Origin of the sequence: Streptomyces adelaidensis (assembly GCF_016598475.1) — a bacterium.
GTDB classification, from domain to species: domain Bacteria; phylum Actinomycetota; class Actinomycetes; order Streptomycetales; family Streptomycetaceae; genus Streptomyces; species Streptomyces adelaidensis.
In genome coordinates this window covers 47,712-64,610 of record NZ_JAEMUX010000014.1, presented here as the reverse complement: position 1 = coordinate 64,610, position 16,899 = coordinate 47,712, and the positions used below count along the sequence as shown (strand labels likewise).

20 protein-coding genes and 5 tRNA genes are annotated in these 16,899 nt (G+C 70.2%); 17 read left to right on the top strand and 8 right to left on the bottom strand.

The features are described from left to right. Positions 1-29: 29 nt before the first annotated feature. The gene (locus I8N67_RS11050) at positions 30-314 is read right to left on the bottom strand and encodes a type II toxin-antitoxin system RelE family toxin (RefSeq protein WP_200302614.1); all 285 of its coding nucleotides are present in this window, start codon (positions 312-314) and stop codon (positions 30-32) included. Positions 315-425: 111 nt separating this feature from the next. On the opposite strand from I8N67_RS11050, the gene I8N67_RS11045 reads away from it, so the two are divergent. The 6 genes from I8N67_RS11045 to I8N67_RS11020 all read left to right on the top strand — a co-directional run bounded on the left by I8N67_RS11045 (position 426) and on the right by I8N67_RS11020 (position 1,765). Beyond that, a complete protein-coding gene (locus tag I8N67_RS11045; RefSeq protein WP_200302612.1) occupies positions 426-1,157 on the top strand; it encodes an HAD family hydrolase in 732 nt (243 codons plus the stop codon). Between the two features lie 90 nt (positions 1,158-1,247). Then, positions 1,248-1,319, top strand: a tRNA-Gln gene (locus tag I8N67_RS11040). 42 nt (positions 1,320-1,361) lie between these two features. Further along, positions 1,362-1,434 (top strand) — tRNA-Glu (locus I8N67_RS11035). Positions 1,435-1,496: 62 nt separating this feature from the next. Then, a tRNA-Glu gene (locus I8N67_RS11030) sits at positions 1,497-1,569 on the top strand. A 20-nt stretch (positions 1,570-1,589) separates the two neighbouring features. Next, positions 1,590-1,661: transfer RNA gene (locus I8N67_RS11025), tRNA-Gln, on the top strand. 31 nt (positions 1,662-1,692) lie between these two features. After that, positions 1,693-1,765 (top strand) — tRNA-Glu (locus I8N67_RS11020). 62 nt (positions 1,766-1,827) lie between these two features. On the opposite strand, the gene I8N67_RS11015 is transcribed toward I8N67_RS11020, so the two are convergent. After that, on the bottom strand, positions 1,828-2,472 hold the full coding sequence (locus I8N67_RS11015; RefSeq protein WP_200302610.1) for a MerR family transcriptional regulator: 645 nt from the start codon (positions 2,470-2,472) through the stop codon (positions 1,828-1,830). 103 nt (positions 2,473-2,575) lie between these two features. Here I8N67_RS11015 and I8N67_RS11010 point away from each other — a divergent pair, with 103 nt between their 5' ends. Further along, positions 2,576-3,091, top strand: coding sequence for a DUF4188 domain-containing protein (locus tag I8N67_RS11010; RefSeq protein WP_200302608.1), 516 nt, complete (start codon positions 2,576-2,578; stop codon positions 3,089-3,091). 77 nt (positions 3,092-3,168) lie between these two features. Here I8N67_RS11010 and ndgR read toward each other — a convergent pair whose 3' ends face one another. Further along, the gene (gene ndgR, locus I8N67_RS11005) at positions 3,169-3,885 is read right to left on the bottom strand and encodes an IclR family transcriptional regulator NdgR (protein WP_200302606.1); all 717 of its coding nucleotides are present in this window, start codon (positions 3,883-3,885) and stop codon (positions 3,169-3,171) included. A 213-nt stretch (positions 3,886-4,098) separates the two neighbouring features. Here ndgR and leuC point away from each other — a divergent pair, with 213 nt between their 5' ends. The 4 genes from leuC to I8N67_RS10985 all read left to right on the top strand — a co-directional run bounded on the left by leuC (position 4,099) and on the right by I8N67_RS10985 (position 7,439). Further along, on the top strand, positions 4,099-5,529 hold the full coding sequence (leuC, locus tag I8N67_RS11000; RefSeq protein WP_200302604.1) for a 3-isopropylmalate dehydratase large subunit: 1,431 nt from the start codon (positions 4,099-4,101) through the stop codon (positions 5,527-5,529). 6 nt (positions 5,530-5,535) lie between these two features. Beyond that, complete coding sequence (leuD, locus tag I8N67_RS10995) at positions 5,536-6,129, top strand: 3-isopropylmalate dehydratase small subunit (RefSeq protein WP_200302602.1); 594 nt, start codon at positions 5,536-5,538, stop codon at positions 6,127-6,129. A gap of 287 nt (positions 6,130-6,416) precedes the next feature. Then, positions 6,417-6,647, top strand: a complete 231-nt coding sequence (locus tag I8N67_RS10990) for an SCO5555 family protein (RefSeq protein ID WP_200302600.1) — start codon at positions 6,417-6,419, stop codon at positions 6,645-6,647. A 138-nt stretch (positions 6,648-6,785) separates the two neighbouring features. Next, positions 6,786-7,439: an HU family DNA-binding protein gene (locus tag I8N67_RS10985; RefSeq protein WP_200302598.1), complete on the top strand. Its 654-nt coding sequence runs from the start codon at positions 6,786-6,788 to the stop codon at positions 7,437-7,439. Positions 7,440-7,549: 110 nt separating this feature from the next. Here the strand turns inward: I8N67_RS10985 and I8N67_RS10980 are convergent, their stop codons facing one another. Together I8N67_RS10980 and cofC are read right to left on the bottom strand one after the other, a co-directional pair. Beyond that, on the bottom strand, positions 7,550-7,753 hold the full coding sequence (locus tag I8N67_RS10980) for a hypothetical protein (protein WP_200302596.1): 204 nt from the start codon (positions 7,751-7,753) through the stop codon (positions 7,550-7,552). A gap of 9 nt (positions 7,754-7,762) precedes the next feature. After that, the gene (gene cofC, locus I8N67_RS10975) at positions 7,763-8,413 is read right to left on the bottom strand and encodes a 2-phospho-L-lactate guanylyltransferase (protein WP_200302594.1); all 651 of its coding nucleotides are present in this window, start codon (positions 8,411-8,413) and stop codon (positions 7,763-7,765) included. Positions 8,414-8,574: 161 nt separating this feature from the next. Here cofC and I8N67_RS10970 point away from each other — a divergent pair, with 161 nt between their 5' ends. The 3 genes from I8N67_RS10970 to I8N67_RS10960 are packed head-to-tail and all read left to right on the top strand — an operon-like array spanning position 8,575 to position 11,611. Next, positions 8,575-9,387, top strand: coding sequence for a lysophospholipid acyltransferase family protein (locus I8N67_RS10970; protein ID WP_200302593.1), 813 nt, complete (start codon positions 8,575-8,577; stop codon positions 9,385-9,387). Then, a complete protein-coding gene (locus tag I8N67_RS10965; protein WP_200302592.1) occupies positions 9,384-10,394 on the top strand; it encodes an NAD(P)H-dependent glycerol-3-phosphate dehydrogenase in 1,011 nt (336 codons plus the stop codon). The genes I8N67_RS10970 and I8N67_RS10965 overlap by 4 nt, the downstream gene beginning before the upstream one ends. Positions 10,395-10,453: 59 nt before the next feature. After that, positions 10,454-11,611, top strand: a complete 1,158-nt coding sequence (locus I8N67_RS10960; RefSeq protein WP_200302591.1) for a D-alanine--D-alanine ligase family protein — start codon at positions 10,454-10,456, stop codon at positions 11,609-11,611. A gap of 56 nt (positions 11,612-11,667) precedes the next feature. Here I8N67_RS10960 and I8N67_RS10955 read toward each other — a convergent pair whose 3' ends face one another. Both I8N67_RS10955 and I8N67_RS10950 read right to left on the bottom strand, forming a co-directional pair. Further along, the gene (locus tag I8N67_RS10955; protein ID WP_200302590.1) at positions 11,668-12,189 is read right to left on the bottom strand and encodes a DUF3515 family protein; all 522 of its coding nucleotides are present in this window, start codon (positions 12,187-12,189) and stop codon (positions 11,668-11,670) included. A gap of 20 nt (positions 12,190-12,209) precedes the next feature. Beyond that, positions 12,210-12,443, bottom strand: a complete 234-nt coding sequence (locus tag I8N67_RS10950; RefSeq protein ID WP_200302589.1) for an Lrp/AsnC family transcriptional regulator — start codon at positions 12,441-12,443, stop codon at positions 12,210-12,212. A gap of 227 nt (positions 12,444-12,670) precedes the next feature. On the opposite strand from I8N67_RS10950, the gene I8N67_RS10945 reads away from it, so the two are divergent. Beyond that, the gene (locus I8N67_RS10945; protein WP_200302588.1) at positions 12,671-13,636 is read left to right on the top strand and encodes a thiamine-phosphate kinase; all 966 of its coding nucleotides are present in this window, start codon (positions 12,671-12,673) and stop codon (positions 13,634-13,636) included. After that, on the top strand, positions 13,633-14,436 hold the full coding sequence (thiD, locus tag I8N67_RS10940; protein WP_200302586.1) for a bifunctional hydroxymethylpyrimidine kinase/phosphomethylpyrimidine kinase: 804 nt from the start codon (positions 13,633-13,635) through the stop codon (positions 14,434-14,436). Before I8N67_RS10945 ends, thiD begins: the two co-directional genes overlap by 4 nt. A gap of 162 nt (positions 14,437-14,598) precedes the next feature. Here thiD and rpmB read toward each other — a convergent pair whose 3' ends face one another. Then, positions 14,599-14,784, bottom strand: coding sequence for a 50S ribosomal protein L28 (rpmB, locus tag I8N67_RS10935; RefSeq protein WP_003973430.1), 186 nt, complete (start codon positions 14,782-14,784; stop codon positions 14,599-14,601). Between the two features lie 341 nt (positions 14,785-15,125). On the opposite strand from rpmB, the gene I8N67_RS10930 reads away from it, so the two are divergent. Further along, a complete protein-coding gene (locus tag I8N67_RS10930; protein WP_200302584.1) occupies positions 15,126-16,808 on the top strand; it encodes a DAK2 domain-containing protein in 1,683 nt (560 codons plus the stop codon). Positions 16,809-16,899: the final 91 nt, after the last annotated feature.

The window sequence follows — 16,899 nt, the reverse complement described above, 5'->3', positions numbered from 1 at the left end:
GATCCGGGTGCCGCCCCTCAGCGTTCGTGTCAGACGGCGTCGTTCTCGTCGATCAGATAGGCACTCTCGTCGAAGATCTCCAGAACCACCACGACCATGATTGCGCCCGCCACCATGTACTCCAGCATCACACCCGGAGCCACGTAGGCCTTGCGCAGATGCTCGTCCGGGCCGAGCTGAGCGGTCGACGTCTTGCGGAACGGATCGCGGGCCAGTATGCGCACGGCTTTGGCCAACTGTGCCCGGCGCTCTCCGGGCAGGGCGTCGTACGTCGCGCGGGCCTCGACAGTGAACTGGACACGGTATTCGGTCATGGCTGTGGCTCGGTCTCTCGCTCGTCGGTCCCACCACGCTACGGCAATCGCCCCCGGGCGGGCTCGGCAATCCGGCGGACGTCACCCCCGGTCGCGGGTTACCGTCGGATCATGGACATCAAAGCCGTGGTCTGGGACGTCGACGACACGCTCTTCGACTACACCACGGCCGACCGGGCCGGAATGGGGGACCACTTGGCAGCCGAGAGGCTGCTCGACGGGTACGAGTCGGTCGAACAGGCGCTGCGGCGCTGGCGGGAGCTCACGGATCAGCAGTGGGCGCGGTACGCGGCGGGCGGGATCGACTGGGAGGCCACCCGGCGCGATCGCGTCCGGGACTTCCTGGCGGAGCCGATGAGCGATGCGGAGGCCGACGCCTGGTTCGGGCGTTACATCGCTCACTACGAGCGGGCCTGGACCCTCTTCCCGGACGTCCTGCCCATCCTGGACGCCCTCGCCGCCAGCCACCGGCACGCCGTGCTGTCGAACTCCACGATCCGGGTCCAGGACCCCAAACTGCGCGTCCTCGGCGTATGGGACCGCTTCGAGGCGGTGCTGTGCGCGGCCGAGCTGGGTGTCCACAAGCCGGCCGCCGAGGCGTTCCACGCGGCCTGCGAGGCCCTTGAGCTGCCGCCGCACGAGGTCGCGTACGTCGGCGATCACCCGGAGATCGACGGGCGGGGCGCGGCCGAGGCGGGTCTGCTGTCGGTCTGGATCGACCGCGGTGGTCTCCACGCGACCATCGACCCGCCGATCGGGCCGCACCGGATCGCCACCCTCGCCGAACTCCCCGCGATCCTCGGCGCGGATACCCGTTTTGGAGCGCCGTCCACCTTCGGGTAATGTTCTTTCTGCGCCGCCGGGGAGCGGGCCGAAAGGCCGGAACCGAGGACGCAAGCTAGAACAAGATCTCCACCGGGGGTTGCGTTCCAGTGGCCTATGGTGTAATTGGCAGCACGACGGTTTCTGGTTCCGTTAGTCTTGGTTCGAGTCCAGGTAGGCCAGCTCGCAGAGCTCATCTGCATCGCGGAGATCCAGCTCCGCGAAGCCCCCGTTGTGTAGCGGCCTAGCACGCTGCCCTCTCACGGCAGTAGCGCCGGTTCGAATCCGGTCGGGGGTACAGATCCTTCCCGGAGGGTCAGCCAGGGTCGCACCCACTGACTCTCATGCAGGATCGCTAGGGCCCCCGTTGTGTAGCGGCCTAGCACGCCGCCCTCTCAAGGCGGTAGCGCCGGTTCGAATCCGGTCGGGGGTACGCATTGGTTTAAACCACATTGGTCTATGGTGTAATTGGCAACACTACGGTTTCTGGTACCGTCATTCTTGGTTCGAGTCCAGGTAGACCAGCTCGGGCCTGCGGAAACGCAGGATCGCTAGGGCCCCCGTTGTGTAGCGGCCTAGCACGCCGCCCTCTCAAGGCGGTAGCGCCGGTTCGAATCCGGTCGGGGGTACGCATAGTGAAGGCCCTCCACCTCGGTGGAGGGCCTTTCTCGTGCGCGCCACTCTGTGCGGCCTACTCGATGCCGTACCGCCGCGCCGACTCCTCCTCCTGCGCCAGCCGGTGCAGCGAGCGCAGCACCGGCTCGAAGAGCACCGCCGACGACACCGCTGTCTCCACCTGCTCCGCCTCCGAGGCGTGCGTCTCCATGGAGTCCAGGTCCAGTTGTGCCACCCGGCGCATCAACTCCGCGTACGGGGCCAGCGCTTCGGCGTCACAGGGATAGCCGAGCCGTTTCAGCGTGGCGACCGCCGCGACCAGGGAGCGGTGAACGGGGGAGAGGGTGCTCATCTCGCGCGAGGTCTCCCAGCCGAGCCGGGCCAGCAGGCGGTCCACCTCGGCGCGCGCGGTCACCGTCGCCGGGTCCTCCTCGTCCGGCTCCGGCCCCTGCGGCAGCGCCCACAGCGCCGCGCCCAGGCGGATCGTACGGCCCAGGGAATCGTCGTCGACATGCCCGAGGACTTCCTTGACCGTCGCCACCGGCACCTTTCCGACCTGGATCAACGCCCGCACCAGCCGCAGCCGGCGCAGATGCTCCTCGTCGTACTCGGCTGTCGTCGCGTTCACCTGGCGGCCCGGCGCCAACAGGCCCTCGCGCAGGTAGTACTTGATCGTCGCGGTGGACACGCCGCTCTGTCTGCTCAACTCGGCCAGCCGCACGTCTTGCGCCTTCCCTTGGGTAGCGGCACTATCTAAACATGGCCACTCGGATAGTGCCGCTACCCAACAGGGGTGGCCGACGGGTGGCCCGCAAGGGGGAGTCATGTTGGGGAATCGGGCCGTCGCCGGTCGCACCACCGCGGGAGCCGAGGGGGACGTCGTGGTCCTGCTCATCGGTATGCGCGTCAACCACTTCTGGGCCGTCCATCACTGGCTGCCGGTGCAGCTGGCGATGGTGCGCATGCTGCGGGAGCTGCGGCAGGACAAGAGTCGTGGGCTGCTGAGCGCCGTACTGCTCACGGCCTCGCCGCGGACGTACTACGTCGTCCAGTACTGGGAGTCCAAGGAGAAGCTCTACCGGTACGCGCACGCGCCCGACGCGTTCCACCGCACGGCGTGGGCCGCGTTCAACCGCAAGGAGAAGGCGGGGAAGGCCCGACTGCATGTGGGGCTCTGGCACGAGACGTACGTGGTGCCGGAGGGGTCGTACGAGTCGATCTACGCGGACATGCCGGCGTTCGGGCTCGCGGCGGCGCACGGTCAGGTGCCGGTGGAGCGGCGGGGGCGGTCCGCGAAGGAGCGGCTCGCGCACCGCTCCGGGGGTGGGGTGAGCGCCTGAGTGCCGTGGGGCACCCCATGCGAAAAGGCCTGCCGCGGCGTTGAGGCAGGCCCTTGGGGGTCGTACTGGTTCGCTGGTCAGCTCGTGCGGCGAAGTGCTTCCGACAGGCGGGCCGCCGCGTCGATGACGGCCTGGGCGTGCATGCGGCCGGGGTGGCGGGTGAGGCGCTCGATGGGGCCGGAGACGGAGACGGCGGCCACTACGCGATTGGAGGGGCCGCGAACAGGGGCGGAGACCGAGGCGACGCCGGGCTCGCGCTCGCCGATCGACTGGGCCCAGCCCCGCCGCCGTACGCCGGAGAGGGCCGTCGCCGTGAAGCGGGCGCCCTGGAGGCCGCGGTGCAGGCGCTCGGGCTCCTCCCAGGCCATGAGGATCTGGGCCGAGGAGCCGGCCTTCATCGTGAGGGTCGAACCGACCGGGACCGTGTCCCTGAGGCCTGAGAGGCGCTCCGCGGCTGCCACGCAGATACGCATGTCGCCCTGACGGCGATAGAGCTGCGCGCTCTCGCCCGTGATGTCTCGGAGATGCGTGAGCACCGGCCCGGCGGTGGCGAGGAGGCGGTCCTCGCCGGCGGCCGCGGCCAGCTCGGCCAGCCGTGGGCCGAGAATGAAACGGCCCTGCATGTCGCGTGCCACCATGCGGTGGTGTTCCAGAGCCACGGCCAGGCGGTGGGCCGTGGGTCGTGCGAGTCCGGTGGCGCCGACCAGACCCGCGAGGGTGGCCGGACCGGACTCCAGAGCGCTCAGGACCAGGGCCGCCTTGTCCAGAACGCCGACGCCGCTACTGTTGTCCATGCAACGATACTCGCGTCTCACTCTGTGAAACGCAAGTTCAATTTCGCGTGGACCTTGCCACTCTGGAAGCAGAACGAAGCACAACAAAGGCTCGCGGACCAACGAGCCCGGCGGCCGGCGCACGATGCTGTGACAGGACGGGGCATGCGCGCTCGCCACCTCTGAAATCTCTAGTTGGGCCGGCACTCGGACAAGCCGGCCGGAGGGAAAGCGATGGGTAGGACACTCGCGGAGAAGGTCTGGGACGACCACGTCGTCCGGCGCGCCGAGGGCGAGCCCGACCTCCTCTTCATCGATCTGCACCTGCTGCACGAGGTGACCAGCCCCCAGGCCTTCGACGGTCTGCGTCAGAACGGCCGCCAGGTGCGCCGTCTCGACCTCACCATCGCGACGGAGGACCACAACACCCCCACCCTCGACATCGACAAGCCCATCGCGGACCCGGTCTCCCGCGTCCAGCTGGAGACGCTGCGCAAGAACTGCGCCGACTTCGGGGTGCGCCTGCATCCGCTGGGCGACGTCGAGCAGGGTGTCGTACACGTCGTGGGCCCGCAGCTGGGTCTGACCCAGCCCGGCATGACCGTCGTCTGCGGCGACTCCCACACCTCCACGCACGGAGCCTTCGGCGGCCTGGCGTTCGGCATCGGCACCTCCCAGGTGGAGCATGTGCTGGCCACCCAGACGCTGCCGCTGGCCCGCCCCAAGACCATGGCCATCACGGTCGAGGGTGAGCTGGCCGACGGCGTCACCGCCAAGGACCTGATCCTGGCGATCATCGCCAAGATCGGCACGGGCGGCGGCCAGGGCTACGTCCTGGAGTACCGCGGCTCCGCCGTCGAGCAGCTCTCGATGGAAGCCCGCATGACCATCTGCAACATGTCGATCGAGGCCGGTGCCCGTGCGGGCATGATCGCCCCCGACGAGACGACCTTCGAGTACCTCAAGGGCCGTCCGCACGCCCCCGAGGGCGAGGACTGGGACGCGGCCGTCGCGTACTGGAAGACGCTCAGGACGGACGAGGACGCCGAGTTCGACGCCGAGGTGATCATCGACGGCGCGACCCTGGCGCCGTTCGTCACCTGGGGCACCAACCCCGGCCAGGGCGCGCCCCTTTCGGCGTCGGTCCCCGACCCGGCTTCGTACGAGGACGCTTCGGAGCGCCTCGCCGCCGAAAAGGCCCTGGAGTACATGGGGTTGGAGGCCGGCCAGCCGCTGAAGTCCATCAACGTGGACACCGTCTTCGTAGGTTCGTGCACCAACGGCCGCATCGAGGACCTGCGCGCCGCCGCCGAGCTCATCAAGGGCCGCAAAGTCGCCGACGGCGTACGGATGCTGGTCGTCCCCGGCTCCGCGCGGGTCGGTCTGCAGGCCGTCTCCGAGGGCCTGGACATCGTGTTCAAGGACGCCGGCGCCGAATGGCGGCACGCGGGCTGCTCGATGTGCCTGGGCATGAACCCGGACCAGCTGGCCCCCGGTGAGCGCTCCGCGTCCACCTCCAACCGCAACTTCGAGGGCAGGCAGGGCAAGGGCGGCCGTACGCACCTGGTCTCGCCGCAGGTCGCCGCCGCGACCGCCGTGCTGGGCCACCTGGCCTCCCCGGCCGACCTGTCCGACGCCGACACCCCTGCGCCCGCTGGAGTCTGAACAGCCATGGAAGCATTCATCAAGCACACCGGCCGGGCCGTCCCGCTGCGCCGCAGCAACGTCGACACCGACCAGATCATCCCTGCTCACTGGCTCAAGAAGGTGACGCGGGACGGGTTCGAGGACGGGCTGTTCGAGGCCTGGCGCAAGGATGAGAAATTCATCCTCAACCAGCCCGAGCGCAAGGGCGCGACCGTCCTGGTCGCCGGCCCCGACTTCGGCACCGGCTCCTCCCGTGAGCACGCCGTCTGGGCGCTGCAGAACTACGGCTTCAAGGCCGTCATCTCCTCCCGCTTCGCCGACATCTTCCGCGGCAACTCGCTCAAGAACGGCCTGCTCACGGTCGTTCTGGAGCAGAAGACCGTGGACGCGCTGCAGGAACTCACGGAGAACGACCCCGAGGCCGAGATCACGGTCGACCTGGAGACCCGCGAGGTGCGCGCCGAGGGCATCACGGTCGCCTTCGAACTCGACGAGAACGCCCGCTGGCGGCTGCTGAACGGGCTGGACGACATCTCCATCACCCTCCAGAACGAGGCCGACATCGCCACGTACGAGGCCAAGCGGCCGTCGTACAAGCCGCGGACGCTGAAGGTCTGATCCACTCACGGGCAGCCCCTCGTGGCCGGCCCGCGCAAGTCGGATTCCAGCCACCGCGACACCCCCAGGTACCCCCAATCGTGCACGGTTGGGGGTACCTCCATGTCCGGGTCCGAGCACCTTCGAAGTCACGTGCAGAAAGGTTTCAACTCCCCTAGTTACAAAGGTGATTGCCGGGGTACGCGCACCATGCCGTGGCATCGGACCGGGGTACCTCCAAGGCCCCCGGAAGACGGCAGTTGCCCCCTGGGCAGGCGACAACTCGCCCCAGATGGCACAATCTGTGCATGGAACACGACGGCCAACTCAAGCTCTATGCGGCGGTCGCGGGCCAACTCAAGGAAGCGCACGCAAGGGTGCGCGCACTGCAAGTCCCGGAGGGCGTACGCATGGCGCTGACCCGGAAGCTGCTGGTCATCACGGCCGTGGCCAAGCACGATCTCGCCGATGCGGCAAGGCGTCTGGAGAGCTTCACGACGGACCTCGACGAGGGTCGAATCCCCACAGAGGAACGCTGAAGGAACTCCGTGACAGCCGAGTTCGTTGCGGCACAAGGGTGATAAGCCCGTTTCGTGTTTGATTTGCGGTATATATCTGCCTAACGTGCGAAAAAGCTTGAACACTTTTGTTCTGGCGAGGTCTCCGAAGGGGAAGACGTGAACAAGGCGCAGCTCGTAGAAGCGATTGCGGACAAGGTAGGCGGGCGTCAGCAGGCCGCTGAGGCGGTCGACGCCGTTCTGGACGCCATCGTCCGCGCGACCGTCGCCGGAGACCGTGTATCGGTCACCGGCTTCGGTTCGTTCGAGAAGGTCGACCGGCCGGCCCGTTACGCCCGCAACCCGCAGACGGGTGAGCGGGTTCGGGTCAAGAAGACCTCCGTGCCGCGATTCCGCGCGGGCCAGGGCTTCAAGGACCTGGTGAGCGGCTCGAAGAAGCTTCCTCGCGGTGGCGAGGTCGCGGTCAAGAAGGCGCCCAAGGGCAGCCTGAGCGGCGGGGCGTCGGCGACGGTCAAGAAGGCGGCGGCCAAGAAGACCACCGCGAAGAAGACCACGGCCACGGCTCGTAAGACGACCGCCGCCGCCAAGAAGGCGACGACGGCGGCCGCGAAGAAGACCACGGCGAAGAAGGCCACCGCGAAGAAGGCCACCACCAAGACGGCGGCCGCGAAGAAGACCACCGCGAAGACCACGGCCGCGGCCAAGAAGACCGCGGCGAAGAGCGCGCCGGCCAAGAAGGCCACCGCCAAGAAGGCGCCGGCCAAGAAGTCGACGGCTCGCAAGACGACCGCGAAGAAGGCTGCCGCTCGCTGAAACGGAGCGCTGGGTACTCACACGCGCCGGGCCGGGCTCCTGTTGATGGAGCCCGGCCCGCGGCGTTCACGGGGTGCAGGGGCGCGGCCGGGTTCAGAACATCTGCGGGTTCAGAACGTCTGCAGGGTGATCAGGGTGATTCGGAGGCCTTCGCCCTCGCCCGTCGTCTCGATGCGGACCCGCTGGCCCGGGCGGAGCAGGCGCAGGCCGCCGGCGTCGAAGGCCGGGGCCTCGAAGGGGACGGGGGTGCCGTCGTCCAGAAGGACCTGGCCGGCGCGGGTGGTGGGGTCGTAGGTGTACGCGGTGGCCTGCATGGGCGCAGCCTACTGGCCGGGTATCAGCAGGCGCGCGGCCGCGGCGGCCGTACGGGGGCCCACGCCGAGGGCGAGGGCGGCACGCAGGTCGTCTCCGGTGTCGACGTCCTGGCGGACGGAGTCGACGGCGCCGAGAGCGAGTTCCACCGCGCCGGAGCGGCGGTGACGGAGGCGGGAGTCGGGGCCGAATGCGGGGGACAGGGCACGGCCGGGGGCCGCGGCGAGCAGGGTGGTGCCGATGCCGGTGGCGTCCGCGAGAAAGGCGCGGGGGAATTCGGCGGCCGCGTTCAGGACGCGGGTCAATTCCGCGGGGCGCAGAGCGGGCAGATCGGCGTTCAGGGCCGCTACGGGGCTTTGCGGGCGTACAGCGCGTACGACTGCGGTTCCGTGCCGCAGAGCGGCGTTCAGGCCGTCCTCGGCGGCGGTCTCGGGGTCCTCCGGGAGCGTCCGGGCGCCCAGGGAGGCCAGCTCGCGGGCGGCCAGCGGGTCGTCCGTGACCACCAGCACATCCCGGACCGCCGCGGCGGTCAGCGCCGCGGCCACGGTGTCCTGGGCGAAGGCGAGGGCCAGTGCGGGGCGCACCTCGTCGGCGGCGGTGTCCGAGAGTCTGCTCTTGGCCCGCGCCAGGGGCTTCAGGGGTACGACCAGGGTCCACAGCACGAGCGTTCCGTCCCTCTCTTGTCGCGGCCATTGTCACCTGGGCGCAATGGAAGGCCACAGGGTGGGGCGTACGGTGTTCTCGACAGACCGGTGGCCCGGGGCGACACTTGTGCGGCTCCCCGGGCGAGGAGCCCCCGACCCACCCAGAGGAAGGTGTCCGAGTGTCCCGCCGCAGAATCGGCTTCTGGTACCGCTTCGCAGCGGTCCTGTGCAAACCGCCGCTGGTGGTTCTGATCAAGCGGGACTGGCGTGGAATGGAGAACATTCCGGCTGACGGCGGATTTATCACCACGGTGAACCACAATTCGCATGTGGACCCCTTCGCGTACGGGCACTTTCAGTACAACAGCGGCCGCGTTCCGCGATTCCTCGCGAAGAGCAGTCTTTTCCGGAATGGATTCGTCGGTGCCGTGATGCGCGGCACCGGACAGATCCCGGTATACCGCGAGAGCACCGACGCGCTGAGCGCCTTCCGGGCCGCGATCGACGCCGTGGAACGCGGCGAATGCGTCGTCTTCTATCCCGAGGGCACCCTCACCCGCGACCCGGGCGCCTGGCCCATGACCGGCAAGACCGGAGCCGCGCGGGTCGCCCTGCAGACCAGGTGCCCGGTGATCCCGGTCGCCCAGTGGGGCGCCAACGAAGTGCTCCCGCCGTACGGCAGGAAGCCCAGCTTCCTGCCGCGCAAGACCCACCACGTGCTCGCGGGCCCGCCCGTAGACCTCTCGCACTTCTACGGCCAGGACATGACCCCCGACCTGTTGAAGGACGCGACGGAGGCCATCATGGCCGCCATCACCCGCCAGCTGGAGGAGATCCGCGGCGAGAAGGCGCCCGAGACGCCGTACGACCCCAAGGTGGAGCGCATCGAACAGCGGCGCAGGACCGCCCGGGCGGTCGTCGAGAATCACCTGCCCGAACACCACACGGTCCAGCGGGCACCGGAACATCAGGATGAGGGGCAGGGCAAGTGAGCAAGCCGGTCAAGGCGGCCGTCTTCAGCGCCGGTTCATGGGGCACGGCCTTCGGCATGGTGCTCGCCGACGCGGGGTGCGAGGTCACCCTGTGGGCGCGTCGCCCGGAGGTGGCTCAGGCCATCAACTCCACCCGGACGAATCCCGACTACTTCCCCGGCATCCAGCTCCCGGAGAATCTGCGCGCCACGACGGACCCCGCAGAAGCCGCCGCGGGTGCCGACTACACGGTCCTGTCCGTGCCCTCCCAGACCCTGCGCGCCAACCTCGCCGAGTGGACGCCGCTGCTGGCTCCGGACACCGTGCTCGTCTCCCTGATGAAGGGCGTCGAACTCGGTACGACCATGCGGATGAGCGAGGTCATGGAGGACGTCGCCAAGGTCGGCCAGGACCGCATCGCCGTCGTCACCGGGCCCAACCTGGCACGCGAGATCGCCTCCCGTATGCCGGCCGCCTCTGTCGTCGCCTGCACCGACGAGGCCGTCGCCCAGCGGCTCCAGGCCGCCTGCCACAACCCGTACTTCCGCCCGTACACCAACACCGACGTCGTCGGCTGCGAGCTGGGCGGCGCGGTGAAGAACGTCATCGGTCTCGCCGTCGGTATCGCGGACGGCATGGGCCTCGGCGACAACGCCAAGGGGTCGCTCATCACGCGCGGTCTCGCCGAGACGACCCGCCTGGGCCTCGCGATGGGCGCCGACCCGCTCACCTTCGCCGGACTCGCGGGCCTGGGCGACCTGGTGGCGACCTGCTCCTCGCCGCTCTCCCGCAACCACACCTTCGGCACCAACCTCGGCAGGGGCATGACCCTGCAGGAGACCATCGCGGTCACCAAGCAGACCGCCGAGGGCGTCAAGTCCTGTGAGTCCGTGCTGGACTTGGCGCGCCGGCACGGCGTCGACACGCCCATCACCGAGACGGTCGTCGACATCGTCCACGAGGGCAAGCCGCCCGTCGTCGCCCTCAAGGAGCTGATGTCGCGCAGCGCCAAGCCCGAGCGACGCTGAGCGAAAGCGACCGTATGGGCACTGACTGGCGCCCTACCAACGGGTACCCTCAACGCGATATGAGCACCGAGAACCTCCCCCAGAGCCCTGAGCAGCCGCCCCGTAAGCCGCGCGTGGCCGTCGTCTTCGGCGGCCGCAGCTCGGAACACGGGATCTCCGTGGTCACGGCCGGCGCCGTCCTGCGCGCCATCGACCGGACGAAGTACGACGTCCTGCCGATCGGCATCACCAGGGACGGCCGTTGGGCGCTCACCGCCGACGAACCGGAGCGGATGGCGATCACCGAGCGCCGCACGCCGAGCGTCGAGGAACTCACCGATTCGCGGGAGGGCGCCGTGGTGCTCCCCGTCGACCCCGCCAACCGCGAAGTCGTCTACAGCGAGCCCGGTTCGGTGCCCAAGGCGCTCGGCGAGGTCGACGTCGTCTTCCCCGTCCTGCACGGCCCGTACGGCGAGGACGGCACCCTCCAGGGCATGCTGGAACTCTCCGGCGTCCCGTACGTCGGCTCGGGCGTCCTCGCCTCGGCCGTCGGCCAGGACAAGGAGTACATGAAGCGGGTGTTCACCTCCTTCGGGCTCAAGGTCGGCCCGTACGTGGTGATCCGGCCGCGGGAGTGGGAGCGGGACGAGTCCGCCGCCCGCAAGAAGATCGTCGATTTCGGGGGCGAGCACGGCTGGCCCCTCTTCGTGAAGCCCGCACGTGCGGGCTCCTCGATCGGCATCACCAAGGTCGACGACCTCGCCGGCCTCGACGAGGCGATCGCCGAGGCCCAGCGCCACGACCCGAAGATCCTCGTCGAGGCGGCCCTGCGCGGCCGTGAGATCGAGTGCGGAGTCCTGGAGTTCGAGGACGGCCCGCGCGCCTCCGTACCGGCCGAGATCCCGCCGCCCGAGACCCACGCGTACTACGACTTCGAGGCCAAGTACATCGACTCGACCCCAGGGATCGTGCCGGCCCCGCTCACCCCGCAGGAGACCGCCGAGGTCCAGCGGCTCGCGGTCGACGCCTTCGACGCGGCGTCCTGCGAGGGGCTGGTCCGGGCGGACTTCTTCCTCACGGAGGAGGGCGACTTCGTCATCAACGAGATCAACACGCTGCCCGGATTCACGCCGATCTCGATGTACCCGGCGATGTGGCAGGCCAGCGGGATCGAGTACGCGGAGCTGGTGGACCGCCTGATCCAGGCGGCGCTGCACCGTTCGACGGGCCTGCGCTGAGACGCGTCCAGCCACGACGGCGTCGCTGCCTCTCGACGGCCTCCTGAGGCACCCCCTCAGGAGGCAACCCCCTCAGGAACCGCCTTCTTGATCGCAGGTGCCAGCCCCACCAGGATCGGGGAGGTGTCCTCCCCGGCCCTCTCCGCGGACACCGACACCTCCACATACGCGGAGCGATTCGCCGTGGTGAAGCGGTACGACCCGTCGTCCCGCTTCTCCATCAGCCAGTCGACCCCGTCGACGGCCCCGGCCACGGCATCGGCATCGCGCCCCTCAGCCACCCCGGGGTCGATCATCTTCGGCGGCTGGGGCACACCACAGCGCAGTATGATCACCGCGTCGCCCCAGCCCGCCGTCAGCTCGGAGGCCGGCTGCGGATCCTGGCGGCTGAGACCGTCCACCTCGCGCGGCAACACCTCGTCCAGGTTCCGGCACAGTTTCACGGCGGCGGCCCCAGCGCTGGGAACCACCGCCGAGCCGCCGTCGTCTGCTGAGGAGCAGCCCGCGACGGCGATCAACGACAGGGCCAGGACGGGCAGCCCGAAGCGAGCGGGGCGCCGGTGACGCGAGGAGTTCACCGGCCAAGGGTAGACGGGGGCTACAGGTGAACGACCGGGCAGGTCAGGGTACGGGTGATGCCGTCCACTTGCTGGACCTTCGCGACCACCAGTCGGCCGAGGTCGTCGACGGTGTCGGCCTGCGCGCGCACGATGACGTCGTACGGACCCGTCACGTCCTCGGCCTGGACGACCCCAGGGATCTTGCTGATCGAGTCGGCGACGGTCGACGCTTTGCCGACCTCTGTCTGGATCAGGATGTACGCCTGTACCACGGAACCTCCAGGGCGGCCACGAGGATCATGTGGATCATGTCGGGAAAAGGAACGCCACGGTATCGCGTCGTCAGGCGCCAGGGGGAGACCCATGGAGGCCGCGCCGCACACACCGGGATGCGGGCACGACGGAAATTGACGGTCGACTCGACCGTACCGAGGACGAGAACGGCCCGCGACCGGGCGCGAGCGACACTGGAAGCGGCACACGAAGGGGCGATACGACGATGAAGGGCACCGTGGGAGAGCTGGGGGAGTTCGGGCTCATCAGGGAGCTCACCTCCCGGCTCACCACCACCCCGGCGGTCCGGGTCGGCCCCGGCGACGACGCCGCCGTGGTGGCCGCGCCGGACCGCCGGGTCGTGGCGAGCACCGACCTGCTCCTGGAGGGACGGCACTTCCGCCGTGACTGGTCCACGGCGTACGACGTCGGGCGCAAGGCGGCCGCGCAGAACCTCGCGGACATCGCCGCCATGGGCGCCGTCCCCACCGCACTGCTCCTCGGCCTGGTCGCGCCCGTCGAACTCCCGGTGACCTGGGCCACCGAGCTGATGGACGGCCTGCGCGACGAGTGCCAGGTGGCCGGCGCGGCCGTGGTGGGCGGTGACGTCGTACGCGGCGACACCATCATGATCTCGATCACCGCGCTCGGTGATCTGCGCAACCACGAGCCCGTGATCAGGGGCGGCGCCCAGCCCGGCGATGTCGTGGCCGTCACCGGCTGGCTCGGGTGGTCCGCCGCCGGGCACGCGGTGCTCTCCCGGGGGTTCCGCTCGCCGCGCGCCTTCGTGGAGGCCCATCGTCGCCCGGAGCCGCCGTACCACGCCGGCCCCGCGGCCGCCGAGCTGGGCGCGACCGCGATGTGCGATGTCAGCGACGGGCTGATCGCGGACCTGGGGCACATCGCGGAGGCGAGCAAGTGCCGGATCGACATCCGCTCCGGTGCGATCGACATCCCTTCCCAGATGAACGACATCGGGCAGGCCGTCGGCGTCGACCCGATCCAGTGGGTGCTGACCGGCGGCGAGGACCACGCGATCGTGGCGACCTTCCCGCCGGACGTGAAGCTGCCCGCCCGGTGGAAGGTGATCGGCGAGGTCCTCAACCCCTCCGCGCTGCCCCAGGTGACCGTGGACGGGGCGCCCTGGACGAGCAAGGGCGGCTGGGACCACTTCGGGGACATCGAGTCATGAACCTCCCCAGGGTTGTGACGGTCGCGGGCTCCGACTCCGGTGGCGGGGCCGGCATCCAGGCCGACCTGAAGACGATGCTGGCGCTCGGTGTGCACGGCATGAGCGTCGTCACGGCCGTCACCGCGCAGAACTCCCTCGGTGTGCAGGGCGCTTGGGAGCTTCCGGTGGAGGCCGTACGCGCCCAGTACCGCAGCGTCGTCGACGACATCGGCGTCCAGGCGGTCAAGACCGGCATGCTCGCCTCCGCCGGACTCGTGGAGGCAGTCGCCGAGTTGCTAGGCGCCACGGACGTGCCGGTCGTCGTCGACCCGGTCGGCGTCTCCAAGCACGGCGACCCCCTCCTCGCCGCCTCCGCACTGGACTCCGTCCGCACGCGACTGCTCCCGGTGGCGACCGTGGCCACCCCGAACCTCGACGAGGTCGCCCAACTCGTCGGCGTACGGGTCGAGTCGGAGGCCGGGATGCGCGAGGCCGCCGCGGCCGTGCTGGCGTACGGGCCGCGGTGGGCCCTGATCAAGGGCGGGCATCTGTCGGGTGACGCCGTGGACCTGCTCACCGACGGGGCCGAGGAGCACTGGCTGCGGGCGCCCAGGTACGACAACCGGCACACCCACGGCACGGGCTGCACCCTCGCCTCCGCGATCGCGTCGCAGCTGGCGAAGGGGCGGACCGTACCGGAGGCCGTGACGGCGGCCAAGGAGTACGTCACCGGGGCGATCGCCGCCGGGTTCGCGCTCGGCGGGGGGATCGGGCCCGTGGACCACGGGTGGGCTCTCACACGGAGTGTTCCGGCGGTTTGAAGTTCGTCGCCGACTTCTCGGTGATCCGCTTGGAGAGGGCCGCCGGGGGACGGAGGCGAGCAGCCGGTACATCCCGGTTCCGGGCATGGCAAAAAGCCGGCCCACCCTACGGTGGACCGGCTCTGAGCAGCGAACCAGCAGTGGCCGCGCGCTGGCTGAGCGTCAGCGCGAGACCTTGCCGGCCTTGATGCACGAGGTGCAGGCGTTCACGCGCTTCGGCGTCCCACTGACCACGGTACGCACGCGCTGGATGTTCGGGTTCCAGCGACGGGACGTACGGCGGTGCGAGTGCGAGATGTTGTTGCCGAAGCCCGGCCCCTTGCCGCAGACGTCGCAGTTGGCAGCCACGGGTCACTCCAAAGACTTCAGATGCTCTTACGGTTGATCCCGGCATGCCGGGATCACGATCCCAGGATCTGGAATCCGAGTGGCATTGCCGGGGGGAAGGTCCGGTCTGGATCGTCGATCCGGATCGGACAACCGGAGCAGCATACAACGACTGCGTCGGTACAACGAAACTACCATGGCTGGTCCGAGGCTCGTCCCGGCCCTCGCCCCTGCCTTCTTACCGGCGGTCACCACCTCGGGTCTACGCTGCGTGCGACGTGCGGCGTCCCACCTGATGCCACGGGTACCCACCCCACGTACCCACCGCCCGTACGACAGCCAAGCCGCTCAAGGAGGCGCAGGTGCCGCAGGTGCCGCAGACATTCTTCGATGCTCTCGCGGTGCGCACCTGGTGCGGGCTCGCGCTGGCGGCGCTGGGACGCGCGCGCGAGGAGATCGACGCCATCAACGTGTATCCGGTGGCCGACGGCGACACCGGCACGAACCTCTACCTGACGATGGAGTCGGCGGCGGCGGCCGTCGAGGCGGTGTTCGCGGGTCACGAGGCCGGGGACACGACACCCCCGGCCGGCGGTGCGGGCGGGCCCACGCTCGCCGAGGCCGCGCGGGCCATGGCGCACGGCGCGCTGATAGGGGCCCGGGGCAACTCGGGGACGATCCTCGCCCAGCTCCTGCGAGGCATGGCCCAGGTGCTCGCCGACGACAGTGAGGCGGCTCACACCGACGGCCGGGGCCTCGGCCTCGCCCTCCGGCACGCTGCCGATTCCGCCCGCGACGCCGTCGCCCACCCCGTCGAGGGCACCGTCCTCACCGTCGCCTCCGCGGCGGCCGACGCGGCCACCGGCACCGAGGGTGACTGCGGCTCGGTCGCCCGCGCCGCCTACGAGGGCGCCGGTACGGCCCTGGCGGCGACCCCCGGCCAGCTGGCCGCCCTGGCCCGCGCGGGCGTCGTGGACGCGGGCGGGCGGGGCCTGGTGGCCGTGCTGGCGGCGCTGGTGGAGACGTTCACGGGCGAGGCGCCGAGGGCGGTGGCCTCCGGCCGGCCGGCCGCCTGCGCCGTACCCGAGCCGTGCGCGGACGACCGGCCCGAGGCGGGCGGGCCCGCCTTCGAGGTGATCTACCTCCTGGAGGCGGACGACACGGCCGTGGCCCGGCTCAGGGAGCGCCTCGACGGCCTGGGTGACTCGCTGGTCGTGGTCGGCGGGGACGGCCTCTGGAACGTCCATGTGCACGTCGACGACGCCGGGGCCGCCGTGGAGGCCGGGGTCGAGGCCGGGCGGCCGTACCGGATCCGGATCACGCACTTCGGGGCCGAGGACGCGCACATGACCTCTGCGGCCGGGCGGCAGCCGCGCGAGCGCGCCCAGCGGGCCGTCGTGGCCGTCGTGCCGGGGGAGGGGCTGGCCGGGCTGTACACCGAGGCCGGCGCGACCACCGTCCTGGCCCGCCCCGGCGAGCCGCCCGCCAGCGGGGAACTGATCGAGGCCGTACGGCGTGCCCACGCGCGCGAGGTCGTGCTGCTGCCCAACGACGCCGACCTGCGCCACACGGCCGCCGCCGCGGCGGAGCAGGCCCGCGCGGAGGGCGTCCGGGTCGCCCTCATCCCCACTCGCTCGGCCGTTCAGGGCATCGCCGCCCTCGCCGTCCACGAGCCCGACCGCCGCTTCGACGAGGACGTCGTCTCCATGACCTCCGCCGCCGGCGCCACCCGCTACGCCGAGGTCGTCATCGCCGAGCGCCAGTCCTGGACCATGGCCGGCATCTGCCAGGCCGGTGACGTCCTCGGCCTCATCGACGGCGACGTCGCCGTCATCGGCGACGACGTCACCGCGGCGGCGGCCGCGGTGGTCGACCGGATGCTGGCCGCCGGCGGCGAAATGGTCACCCTGGTCCTGGGCGACGAGGCCCCCGTCGGTGTGGTGGACCATGTGGAGACCCGGGTGCGGGAGTCGTATCTGGCGGTGGACATGGTGGTGTATCGGGGCGGAGGGCAGGGGGCGTTGTTGCTGATCGGGGTGGAGTGAGGGCTAATTCGCCAATTTCAGCCCCTCCGACGTTTGAGTCGATTTCAGCCCCTCCGGCGTTTGAGGAGCGGGGTCCGGGGCGGAGCCCCGG

Bases quoted from the DNA above. Each gene is read 5' to 3' on its own strand.
- I8N67_RS11050 (WP_200302614.1), bottom strand. From the start codon at position 314: ATGACCGAATACCGTGTCCAGTTCACTGTCGAGGCCCGCGCGACGTAC.
- leuD (WP_200302602.1), top strand. From the start codon at position 5,536: ATGGAAGCATTCATCAAGCACACCGGCCGGGCCGTCCCGCTGCGCCGC.
- I8N67_RS10960 (WP_200302591.1), top strand. From the start codon at position 10,454: ATGAGCACCGAGAACCTCCCCCAGAGCCCTGAGCAGCCGCCCCGTAAG.
- I8N67_RS10945 (WP_200302588.1), top strand. From the start codon at position 12,671: ATGAAGGGCACCGTGGGAGAGCTGGGGGAGTTCGGGCTCATCAGGGAG.
- I8N67_RS11010 (WP_200302608.1), top strand. From the start codon at position 2,576: ATGTTGGGGAATCGGGCCGTCGCCGGTCGCACCACCGCGGGAGCCGAG.
- ndgR (WP_200302606.1), bottom strand. From the start codon at position 3,885: ATGGACAACAGTAGCGGCGTCGGCGTTCTGGACAAGGCGGCCCTGGTC.
- leuC (WP_200302604.1), top strand. From the start codon at position 4,099: ATGGGTAGGACACTCGCGGAGAAGGTCTGGGACGACCACGTCGTCCGG.
- I8N67_RS10980 (WP_200302596.1), bottom strand. From the start codon at position 7,753: ATGCAGGCCACCGCGTACACCTACGACCCCACCACCCGCGCCGGCCAG.
- I8N67_RS11045 (WP_200302612.1), top strand. From the start codon at position 426: ATGGACATCAAAGCCGTGGTCTGGGACGTCGACGACACGCTCTTCGAC.
- thiD (WP_200302586.1), top strand. From the start codon at position 13,633: ATGAACCTCCCCAGGGTTGTGACGGTCGCGGGCTCCGACTCCGGTGGC.
- I8N67_RS10990 (WP_200302600.1), top strand. From the start codon at position 6,417: ATGGAACACGACGGCCAACTCAAGCTCTATGCGGCGGTCGCGGGCCAA.